This is a genomic window from Actinophytocola sp. (assembly GCF_045807065.1).
Taxonomy (GTDB): domain Bacteria; phylum Actinomycetota; class Actinomycetes; order Mycobacteriales; family Pseudonocardiaceae; genus Actinophytocola.
Genome location: NZ_JBJMIE010000438.1, coordinates 1 through 11,576 on the forward strand (window position 1 = coordinate 1; position 11,576 = coordinate 11,576).

The 11,576-nt window shown below is 74.9% G+C and carries 3 protein-coding genes; 1 reads left to right on the forward strand and 2 read right to left on the reverse strand.

Annotated elements, in window-relative coordinates:
- Together ACJ73U_RS25805 and ACJ73U_RS25810 are read right to left on the reverse strand one after the other, a co-directional pair.
- The coding region (locus ACJ73U_RS25805) for an SDR family NAD(P)-dependent oxidoreductase (RefSeq protein WP_407780292.1) at positions 1 to 7,629 on the reverse strand (7,629 nt) is incomplete at its 3' end.
- Positions 7,622 to 11,188, reverse strand: a complete 3,567-nt coding sequence (locus tag ACJ73U_RS25810; protein WP_407780293.1) for an SDR family NAD(P)-dependent oxidoreductase — start codon at positions 11,186 to 11,188, stop codon at positions 7,622 to 7,624. The genes ACJ73U_RS25805 and ACJ73U_RS25810, both read right to left, overlap by 8 nt.
- Before the next feature lie 123 nt (positions 11,189 to 11,311).
- On the opposite strand from ACJ73U_RS25810, the gene ACJ73U_RS25815 reads away from it, so the two are divergent.
- Positions 11,312 to 11,576, forward strand: a 265-nt coding sequence (locus ACJ73U_RS25815; protein WP_407780294.1) for a hypothetical protein, incomplete at its 3' end; no start/stop codon positions are given.

The following is an 11,576-nucleotide window of genomic DNA, read 5'->3' on the forward strand; positions in this document are numbered from 1 at the left end:
CGACGACACGCCGGCCCGCCGGGGGTGGCCGTTGCGCGACCACGGCACCGCCTCGGTGAGCAGCGAGACCGCCCCCGCCGACCAGTCGACGCTCGGCGTCGGCTCGTCGACGTGCAGCGTCTTCGGCAGCAGGCCGTGTTCCAGTGCCTTCACCATCTTGATCACCCCGGCCACGCCGGCCGCGGCCTGGGCGTGCCCGATGTTCGACTTCAGGGACCCGAGCCACAGCGGACGGTCCCGGTCCTGGCCGTAGGCCGCCAGCACCGCCTGCGCCTCGATGGGATCGCCCAGGGTGGTCCCGGTGCCGTGCCCCTCGACCACGTCCACCTCGGACGGGGACAGCCCGGCGGAGGCCAGCGCGGAGCGGATCACCCGCTGCTGGGACGGGCCGTTGGGCGCGGTCAGGCCGTTGGACGCCCCGTCCTGGTTGACCGCCGAGCCGCGCACGACCGCCAGCACCCGGTGTCCGTGCCGCCGCGCGTCGGACAGGCGCTCCACCAGCAGCACACCGACGCCCTCGCCCCAGCCCGTGCCGTCCGCGGCGGCGGCGAAGGCCTTGCACCGGCCGTCCGCGGCGAGCCCGCGCTGCCGGGAGAACTCGACGAACGCGCCCGGCGTGGCCATCAGGGCCACCCCTCCGACGAGGGCCAGCGTGCACTCGCCCCGGCGCAGCGACTGCGCGGCCAGGTGCAGCGCCACCAGCGAGGACGAGCACGCCGTGTCCACCGTCACCGCGGGCCCCTCCAGGCCGAACGTGTACGCCACCCGGCCCGAGACCACGCTGGCCGACGTGCCGGTGAGCAGGTAGCCCTCGGTGGTCTCGGCGGCGGCCCGCACCAGTGCGGCGTACTCCTGCCCGCTGACCCCGACGAACACGCCGGTCTGGCTGCCCCGCAGGGACAGCGGGTCGATGCCGGCGCGCTCCAGCGCCTCCCAGGAGGTCTCCAGCAACAGCCGCTGCTGGGGGTCCATGGACAGCGCCTCCCGCGGCGCGATCCCGAAGAACTCGGCGTCGAAGTCCCCCGCGCCGCGCAGGAACCCCCCGACGCGCACGTACGACGTGCCGGGCTGGTCGGGGTCGGCGTCGAACAGGCCGTCCAGGTCCCAGCCCCGGTCGGTCGGGAACTCCGACATCGCGTCGACGCCGTCCGCGACCAGCCGCCAGAGGTCCTCGGGCGAGCCGACCCCGCCGGGGAACCGGCAGCTCATCGCCACGATCGCGACCGGCTCGTCGGACGCGGCGGACGCGGCGGACGCGGCGGTCACCGCCGGCTGCCCGGTGGCGCCGACGAGTTGGTCGCGCAGGTGGGCGGCGACCGCGGCCGGGGTCGGGTAGTCGAACACCAGCGTGGCCGGCAGCTTGCGGTCGGTCGCGGCACCCAGCCGGTTCCGCAGCTCGACCGCGGTCAACGAGTCGAAGCCGACGTCGGAGAACGGCCGGTTGGCCTCGACCGTCTCCGGTGAGGAGTGGCCGAGCACGGTGGCGACCTCCGCGCGCACGAGGTCCAGCAGTGTCCGCTCACGCTCCCCGTCGGACATCCGGGAGAGCCGGTCGACCAGCGCCGAGGCGGCAGCGGCCCGCGCCGCCCGCCGGAGCGGGGCACGCACCAGGCCGCGGAACACCGCGGGCACGTCACCGGAGCGGCGCAGCGCCGCGGTGTCCAGGTGCATCGGCAGCACGACCGGCTCGTCCACGCGCAGCGCGGCGTCGAACAGCGCCAGACCGTCGGCCGTGGACAGCGGGGTCAGGCCGGCACGGGCCATGCGGCGCACGTCCGCGTCGCCGAGGTGCGCGGTCATCGCGCTGCGCCGCGCCCACAGGCCCCAGCCCAGCGACTGCCCGGCGAGGCCGGCGGCCCTGCGCTTCTCGGCGAGACCGTCGAGGAACGCGTTGGCGGCCGCGTAGTTGCCCTGGCCGGGCGCGCCCAGCGTGGCCGACGCCGAGGAGAACAGCACGAACGCGTCCACGTCGCCGACCAGCTCGTGCAGGTTGCGGGCGGCGTCGACCTTGGGGCGCAGCACGGTGTCCAGGCGTTGCGGGGTCAGCGCGTCGATCGTGGCGTCGTCGAGCACGCCGGCGGCGTGGACCACCGCGGTGAGGCGCGGGACGGCGTCGAGCACGGCGGCCAGCGCCGCCCGGTCGGCGGCGTCGCACCGCACCACGTCGACCGTCGCGCCCCGCTCGGTCAGCTCCGCGGCCAGCTCGGGCGCCTCGCCACCCCGGCTCGCCAGCACCAGCCTGCGGACCCCGTGCTCGGCGACCAGGTGCCGGGCGATCGCACCGCCCAGGACCCCGGTCGCGCCGGTGACCAGCACCGTGCCGGTCGGGTCGATGACCCGCGGCATCGTGAGCACGACCTTGCCCACGTGCCGGGCCTGGCCGAGGAAGCGCAGCGCGCCGGCGGCGCGGCGGACGTCCCAGGTGGTCACCGGCAGCGGGCGCAGCGCACCCGTCCGGAACAGCGCCATCAGCTCGGCGAGCATCTCGCCGATCCGGTCCGGGCCGGCCGCCATGATGTCGTAGATCCGGTAGTCGACGCCGGGATGGGCGCGCGCGACCTCGGCGGGGTCGCGCCGGTCGGTCTTGCCCATCTCCAGGAACCGCCCGCCCGGCCCGAGCAGCCCGAGTGAGGCGTCGACGAACTCCCTGGCCAGCGAGTTCAACACCACGTCGACCCTCGGGAACCGCGCCGCGAAGCCGAGGTCGCGGGACGAGGCGAGGTGCTCGGCGTCCAGGCCGAGCGAGCGCAGGGTGTCCCACTTGCCGGCGCTGGCGGTGCCGAAGACCTCGGCGCCGAGGTGCCGGGCCAGCTGCACGGCGGCCATGCCGACACCGCCTGCCGCGGCGTGCACCAGCACGGACTCGCCGGCACGCAGGCGGGCGAGGTCGACGAGGCCGTAGTAGGCGGTGAGGAAGACCACCGGGACCGAGGCCGCCTGCGCGAACGACCAGTCCTCCGGCATCGGCGCGAGCATGCGGTGGTCGGCCACGGCGATCGGCCCGATCGAGTCGGGGAGCATCCCGAACACCCGGTCCCCTGGTGCGAACCCGGCGACCCCGGCGCCGACCTCGAGCACCGTGCCCGCGGCCTCGCCACCCAGGCCGTCCTGGTCGACCATGCCGAGGGTGAGCAGCACGTCGCGGAAGTTCAGCCCCGCGGCGCGCACGGCGATCCGCACCTGGCCCGGTGCCAGCGGGCCGTCCACCTCGGGGCGGGACACGAGCGCGAGGTTGTCCAGCGAGCCCTTGCTGGTGACCTCCAGCCGCCACGGTCCGGTCTCGGGTGGGACGAGCGTGCCGCCGCTGTCGGCGCGGGCGAGCCGGGGCACCAGGAGCCGGCCGCCGCGCACCGCGACCCGCGGCTCGTCGAGGGCGACGGCCGCGGCGACGTCGGCCGGCGTGCAGTCCGCCGCCTCCGCTTCCAGCAGCACGAACCGGCCGGGGTGTTCGGCCTGCGCCGAACGGACCAGGCCGCCCGCGGCGCTGCCCGGCGGTGTCACGAACACCAGCCGGGACGCGGAGAACCGGTCGTCGGCCAGCCAGGACCGCAGGCGGGCCAGCACGTCGACCAGCGCGCCACGGACGTCGTCGTCCTCGGCCACCCGCACCACGACGACGTCGGGCACCCGCGTCAGCTCGTCGAGACCGGCCACCTCGACGACCTCCAGGTCGGCGGCGGGCTCACTGGGTTCGGCGGGCTCGGTGGGCTCGGCGGGCACCCAGTCCAGCCGGAACAGCGAGTCCATGGCGGACCGGGTGACCGTCCCGAGCTGGTCGGCGGACACCGGCCGCAGCGCGAGGGACTCGACCGCGCCCACCGGCTGGCCGGCACCGTCCGCGAGGCGCAGCGAGATCGCGCCGTCGCCGGCCGGGGCGAGCACCACCCGCAGAACGGACGCGCCCACCGCGGACACCGAGACACCGCGCCACGCGAACGGCAGTCGAACCCGGTCCTGGCCGGGCAGGAACGCCGCCGCGTGCAGGGCGGCGTCCAGCAGGGCCGGGTGCAGGCCGAACCCGGCGGCGTCGACCTCGTCGGGCAGCGCGACCTCGGCGAGGACCGCGTCGCCGTGCCGCCAGGCCGCGCGCAGGCCCCGGAACGACGGCCCGTAGTTCAGTCCCGCCGCGGCCAGCTCCTCGTAGGTCGCCTCGACGGGCAGCGGTTCCGCGCCGGGCGGCGGCCACTGGGTGCGGTCGGTGGCCACGCCGGCGCCGTGCTCGACGAGCACGCCGGTCGCGTGCCTCGTCCACGGCTCCGCGCCCTCCTCCGGTCGGGAGTGGACGGCCACCTCGCGGCGGCCCGACTCGGCGGCGCCGACGGTCACGTGGAGGTGCACGCCGCCGCTGCCGGGCAGGACGAGCGGCGCCTCCAGGGTCAGCTCGTCGAGCCGGTCGCAGCCGACCTCGTCGGCGGCCCGCAGGACGAGTTCGACGAAGGCCGCGCCGGGCAGCAGCACCGTGTCGTGCACCCGGTGGTCGGCGAGCCAGGGCTGCGCCGACACCGACAGCCGGCCCGTGAACAGGTGGCTGTCGTCGGCCAGCGACGTGTGCGCGGCGAGGAGCGGATGGTCGGCCGGCCGGAGGCCGAGACCGGCCGCGTCCCCTGGCGTGTCGGGCGCGTCCAGCCAGTAACGCCGGCGCTGGAACGGGTAGGTCGGCAGGTCGACCCGGCGCGCGCCGGGGAACACCGGCGTCCAGTCGACGGCCGCGCCGTGCACGTAGGCCTCGCCGACCGAACGCAGGAACCGGTCCATGCCGCCGTCGTCGCGGCGCAGGGAGCCCACCACGACGGCCGGCGCGTCCGCCGCGTCGATCGTGTCCTGCACGCCCACGGCGAGCACGGGGTGCGGGCTGACCTCGATGAGCACGCCGCAGCCCTGGTCGAGCAGGGCACGGGTGGCCTCCGCGAAGCGGACCGGCCGGCGCAGGTTCCGGTACCAGTACTCGGCGTCCAGCACGGCGGCGTCGATCCACTCGCCGGTCACCGTGGAGAAGAACGGCACCTCGGGGGCACGCGGCTCGATCCCGGCCAGCGCGTCGAGCAGCGGGCTGTGCAGGGCCTCCATGTGGTGCGAGTGCGACGCGTAGTCCACCGGGATCCGCCGGGCCCGGATGCCGTGGTCCGCGGCGTGGTCGAGGAACTCGTCGACGGCGTCGGCGTCCCCGGACAGCACGGTGGACGCCGGCCCGTTGACCGCCGCGACCGCGAGCCGGCCGCCCCAGAGGTCCGGAACCTCGTGCTCGGGCAGTGCCACCGACACCATCCCGCCCCTGCCGGCCAGCGCGGCCAGCTCCCGGGAGCGCAGGGTGGCCACCGCGGCGGCGTCGGCGAGGGACAACGCCCCGGCGACACACGCGGCGACGATCTCGCCCTGGGAATGCCCCACCACCGCCGCCGGACCGACCCCGAACGACCGCCACAACTCGGCCAACGACACCGCGACCGCGAACGAGGCCGGCTGGACCACGTCCACCCGCGCCATCGCGGCCGGGTCGGCGAGCACGTCGAGGAGCCGCCAGTCCACATGGGACTCGATGGCCGCCGCGCACTCACGCATCCGCGCGGCGAAGACCGGCGCCGCGCCGAGCAACTCGACCGCCATGCCGACCCACTGCGCGCCCTGGCCGGGGAACAGGAACGCGGTCGTGCCACCGGTGACGGCTCCCCGGACCACGTCCGGGTCGGCGGCACCGGCAGCCAGCGCGGCCAGCCCGCCACCGAACGCCACCGCCCGATGCTCCAGGGCGGCACGCGAGGTGGCCAGCGAGTAGCCGACGTCGACCGGGTCCGCACCGGCCACCACGGGCAGCAGGGCGGTTGCCCTGTCACGCACCGCATCCGCCGTCCTGCCGGTGACCACCAACGGCAGCCGACCAGCCGGCATCCCGGGCCCGGAGGACGCGGCGGCCTCGGCGCCGGGAGCCTCCTCGGTGATCACCCCGTCCACACCGGCCACCCCGTCGCGTAGCGCGTCCGCCGTCCTACCGGTAACCACCAGCGGCAGCCGACCAGCCGGCGTCCCCGGCCGGGCGGGCGTGGCGGCCTCGGCGCCGGGGGCCTCCTCGGTGATCGCGTGGGCGTTGGTGCCGCTCGCGGACACGCCCGCCACGTCCGCACCGGCCACCACGGGCAGCAGACCGGCAGCCCGCTCGCCCACCGCGTCCGCCGTCCTGCCGGTCACCACCAACGGCAGCCGACCAGCCAGCGTCTCCGGTCGAGCGGGCGTGGCGGTTTCGGCGGCCTCGGTGTCGGGAGCTTCCTCGATGATCGCGTGGGCGTTGGTGCCGCTGATGCCGAACGCGGATACCCCTGCTCGCCGCCGGCCGCGGCCCCGGGGCCAGGGCGTCGCCTCGCTGAGCGGGGTCAGCGCGCCGGACGCCCAGTCGACGTGCGGGGTGGGTTCGGCCAGGTGCAGGCTCCTGGGCAGGAACCCGTGCCGCATGGCCATGATCATCTTGATGATGCCGCCGACGCCGGCCGCCGCCTGGGTGTGGCCGATGTTCGACTTCAGGGAGCCGAGCCACAGCGGGCGGTCCCGGTCCCTGCCGTAGGTGGCCTGCAGGGCCCGCGCCTCGATCGGGTCGCCGAGCGGGGTGCCGGTGCCGTGCGCCTCGATCGCGTCCACGTCGTCGGTGGCGAGGCCGGCGGTGGCCAGCGCGCGCAGGATCACCCGCTCCTGCGACGGCCCGTTGGGGGCGGTCAACCCGTTCGACGCCCCGTCCTGGTTGACCGCGCTGCCGCGCAGCACGGCGAGCACCGGATGGCCGTCGCGGTGTGCGTCGGACAGTCTTTCCAGCAGTACCAGGCCGACGCCTTCGGACCAGCCGGTGCCGTCCGCGGCGGCCGAGAAGGACTTGCACCTGCCGTCGGCGGCCAGCCCGCGCAGCCGCGAGAACTCGACGAACGCGGCCGGCGTGGACATCACGGTCGCGCCGCCGGCGACGGCGAGCGCGCACTCGCCGCGGCGCAGCGACTGGGCGGCCAGGTGCACGGCCACGAGCGAGGACGAGCAGGCGGTGTCGATGGTGACCGCGGGGCCTTCGAGGCCGAAGGTGTAGGAGACGCGGCCGGAGGCGATGCTGCCGGCGCTGCCGTTGCCGAGGTAGCCTTCCATCCCGTCCGGGATGGACCGCAGGCGGGCGGCGTAGTCGTGGTACATCAGCCCGGTGAACACGCCGGTCTCGCTGCCCCGCAACGAGGTCGCGTCGATCCCGGCGCGTTCGAACAGCTCCCAGCCCGTCTCGAGCAGCAGGCGCTGCTGCGGGTCCATGGCCTGCGCCTCGCGGGGCGAGATCCCGAAGAGGTCGGGGTCGAACAGGTCGGCGTCGTGCAGGAACCCGCCCTCGCGGGCGTAGCTGGTGCCCGGCGTGGTCGGGTCCGGGTCGAACAGCCGGTCGAGGTCCCAGCCCCGGTTGGTCGGGAAGCCGGCGATCGCGTCGCCGCCCTCGGCGACGAGCCGCCACAGGTCCTCCGGTGAGCCGACGCCGGACGGGTAGCGGCAGCTCATGGCGACGACCGCGATGGGTTCGCTGTCACGTGCCTGTGCCTCGCGCAACCGTTGCCGGACCTCGTGCAGGTCCATGGTCACGCGCTTGAGGTAGTCGCGGAGCTTCTGTTCGTCAGCCATGGGAAGTACCGAATTCGTTGTCGATGAACTCGAAGATCTCCTCGTCGGACGCGGACTCGATGCGGCCGACGGCAGTGACGGTGGCGACGGCGGCCGGTGTCGTGTCCAACTTGGACAGCACGTCCCGCAGCCGCACCGCGAGCCGGGTTTTGGCGACGTCGTCGGCCATGATGGACGCGAGGTCGTCCTCGACCCTGTCCAGCTCGGCGAGCAGCGGGCGCACGGTCGCGGTGTCGCCGGGGCGCAGTTCCTCGACCAGGTAGCCGACCAGCGCGCCGGTCGTCGGCCGGTCGAAGATCAGCGTCGCGGGGATCCGCAGTCCGCTCGCCGTGCCGAGCCGGTTGCGCAGCTCGACGGCCGCCAGCGAGTCGAAGCCGAGATCGGTGAAGGTGCGGTCCACGTCGATCGTCGCGGGCGAGGGGTGACCCAGCACCGCGGCGACCTGACCGCGCACGAACTCCAGCAGCACCCTGTCCCGCTCCGTCTCGGGCAGGCCGGCGATCCGGTCCGGGAGGGACACCGGGGCGGCCACGCCGTTCGGCGACGACCGGTGCGTGGGCGGGACCAACGCCCGCAGCAGGGCGGGAACCTCTTCGGCGCGGGCCCGCAGCGCGGCGGTGTCCAGCGCGATGGGCACCAGCACGGCCCGGTCGGAAGCAGTCGCCGCGTCGAACAGGGCCAGACCGTCCTCTCCGGACAGTGGTGTGATGCCGGACCGGCGGAGGCGTTGGCGCTCGGCCGAGCCGAGGTCCCCGGCCATGCCGCCGGACTGCTCCCACGGTCCCCAGGCCAGCGAGACGGCCGGCTGACCGGCGGACCGGCGCCGGTGGGCCAGCGCGTCCAGCGCGGCGTTGGCGGCCGCGTAGTTCGCCTGGCCGGCGGCGCCGAGGGTGGCCGCGGCCGAGGAGAACAGCACGAACGCGTCGAGGTCCGCGGTGAGCTCGTGCAGGTTGAGCGCGGCGTCGACCTTGGGCGCCAGCACGGCGTCGAGCCGGCCCGCGGTCATGCCCGCCACCACGCCGTCGTCCAGCACGCCCGCGGCGTGGATCACGGCGGTGACCCGGGGAATGCCGGCGAGCAGCGTTGCGAGGGCGTCGGGGTCCGCGGCGTCGCAGGCGGCGATGGTCACCTCGGCGCCCAGCGCGGTCAGTTCGTCGTGCAGCTCCGGCGCGTGCCCGCGCCGGCTGACCAGCACGAGCCGGCGGACGTCGTGGTCGGTGACGAGGTGGCGGGCGGTGAGCGCGCCGAGGCTGCCGGTGCCGCCGGTGATCAGCACGGTGGCGTCCCGGTGCCACGGGGACGGCCGGGTGCCGGGTGGACCGGTGAACCGGACCAGCCGGGGCGCGAGCAGGGTGCCGGCCCGCACGGCGAGTTGCGGCTCCCCGGTGCCGACCGCGTCGATGATCGCCGCGGCGGGCCGCCGCGGGTCGTCCAGGTCGACCAGGAAGAACCGGCCGGGATGCTCGGCCTGCGCGGATCGGACCAGACCGTGGACGGCGGCCGCCGCGACGTCCCGGCCGTCCGGCCCGGCGCCGCCCACCGTCACCAGCACCAGCCGGGCAGCCTCGAAACGCGGCTCCGCCAGCCAGGTGCGCACCAGGTCGAGCACGTGCCGGGTGGCGGCACCGGCGCTCGCCCGCGTGGGGAGCGGGACCACGACCACGTCGGGTGCGGTGTCGGCCGCCGCCGCGAGGTCCGCGCGGACACGAGCCGGGACGCCGGTGGCGGCGAGGTCGAGGTCGAGGTTGGGGTTGGGGTTGGGGTCGAGGTTGGGGTCATCGTCGGCGATGACGACCCACCGGCCGGACAGCACGGTCGGTCGCGGCGGGACCGGTTGCCAATCCACTTCGTACAGCGCGTCGCGCCGGGTGCGGCGGAGCTGCGCGGCCGGGATCGGGCGGAGCAGCAGGGATGCCACCGACAGCACCGGCGCGCCGGCGGCATCGGCCAGCAGCACCGAGACGGCGTCGTCCCCGACCTGTGCGACGCGGCAGCGCACGGCGGTGGCACCGGCGCGATGCAGGGTGACGCCGGCCCACTCGAACGGCAACCGGGCCTCGCCGGCCAGCTCCCGGCCCGCGGCGAGCCCGACGGCGTGCAGAGCGGCGTCGAGCAACGCGGGATGGATCCCGAAACCGTCGGCGGCCAGTGTTTCGGGCAGCACCGCCTCGGCGTAGAGGTCGTGCTCGTGGTCGCTGGGATTGTCGGGGTGGCCGCCGGGGTGGCCGGAGTTGCCACCGGAGTCGCCGGAGTCGCCGGAGTCGCCGGAGTCGCCGGAGTCGCCGGGGTGGCCGGGGTGGCCGCCGCCGTGGGCGCCCTGGGCGCCGGGGTCGCCGGAGTTGCCACCATGGTTGCCGGGGTGGCCGGAGTTGCCACCATGGTTGCTGGGGTCGCGGAAGTTGCCACCATGGTTGTCGGGGTGGCCGGGGTGGCCGGAGTTGCCACCATGGTTGCTCTGGTGGCCGGAGTTGCCACCGTGGCCGCTGGGGTCGCCGAAGTTGCCACCATGGTTGCCGGAGTTGCCGGGGTGGCCGGAGTAGCCACCATGGTTGCTGGGGTCGCCGGAGTAGCCAGCATGGTTGCCGGAGTTGCCGCCGTGGTGGCTGGGGTGATCGTCGGGGTCGCCGGAGTTGCCAGCATGGTTGCCGGAGTTGCCGCCGTGGTGGCTGGGGTGATCGTCGGGGTCGCCGGAGTTGCCAGCATGGTTGCCGGAGTTGCCGCCGTGGTGGCTGGGGTGGTCGCCGGGGTCGCCGGAGCTGCCACCGTGGTTGTTGGGGTGGTTGCCGGGGTCGCCGGAATTGCCGCGGTGGTCGCTGAGGTTGCCGAGGTGGCCGCCGCCGTTGTCGCTGTGGTTGTCGCCGTGGTCGGGGTTGCCGTTGTAGTTGTTGCCGTTGTGGTGGTGGCCGTTGTGGTGGTCGCTGGCGCGCCATGCGGTTCGCAGGCCCTGGAACGCCGGCCCGTAGCCGAGTCCGGCGTCGGCCATGGTCGGGTAGAGGTCGGTGGTGTCGATCGGTGTCGCGCCGGGTGGTGGCCAGGGGACGAGGTCGTGCGGGGTCTGTTCGCCGGTCGTGAGGAACCCGGTGGCATTCCTGGTCCACTCGTCGGTGTCGGGGTGGCGGAAGTGCATCCGCACCGCGCGCCGGCCCGTCTCGTCGGGGGGGTCGACGGCGACCTGCACGGACACCCCGCCGCGCTCGGGGATGAGCACGGGTGCCGCCAGCGTCAGCTCGTCGATCACCCCGCAGCCGGCCTCTTCGCCGGCGCGCAGGGCCAGCTCGACGAACACGGTGCCGGGCAGCACGACCACGCCGCCGACGACGTGGTCGGCCAGCCAGGGATGGGTCGCGAGGGAGAGCCGTCCGGTGAGCAGGAAGCCGTCGCCCTCGGCGAGCGGGACCGCGGCGCCGAGCAGCGGGTGGTCGGCGGAGGTGAGGCCCGCGGACGTGACGTCGGTGGTGGGCACCGGTTCGTCGAGCCAGTAGCGCTGCCGTTGGAACGGGTAGGTGGGCAGGTCGATCCGCTTCCCACCACCGATCACCTTCCCCCACTCAACACCCACACCCCGCACGTAGGCACGCGCCAACCCAGTGGTGAGCGCCTCAACCTCGGACCGGTTCCTGCGCTGCGTCGGAATAACACCCAACGTGGCATCCGGCCCGACCTCCAGAAAAGTCCGCACACCATGCCCATCGAGGAAACGCATACCGTCGTGGAACCGCACCGTACTCCGCACCTGCCGAACCCAATACTCCGCAGTGCCGATCTCATCCGTCACATCACCGGTCACATTCGACACCACCGGAATGCGTGCCTCGCCGAACTCGACGTTCTCAGCGACCGCACGGAACTCGTCCAACATCGGCTCCATCCGGGCCGAATGAAAAGCATGCGACACGCGCAACCGCGTATGCCGCCACCGCCCCGCCACCGCAAGAACCGCATCCTCA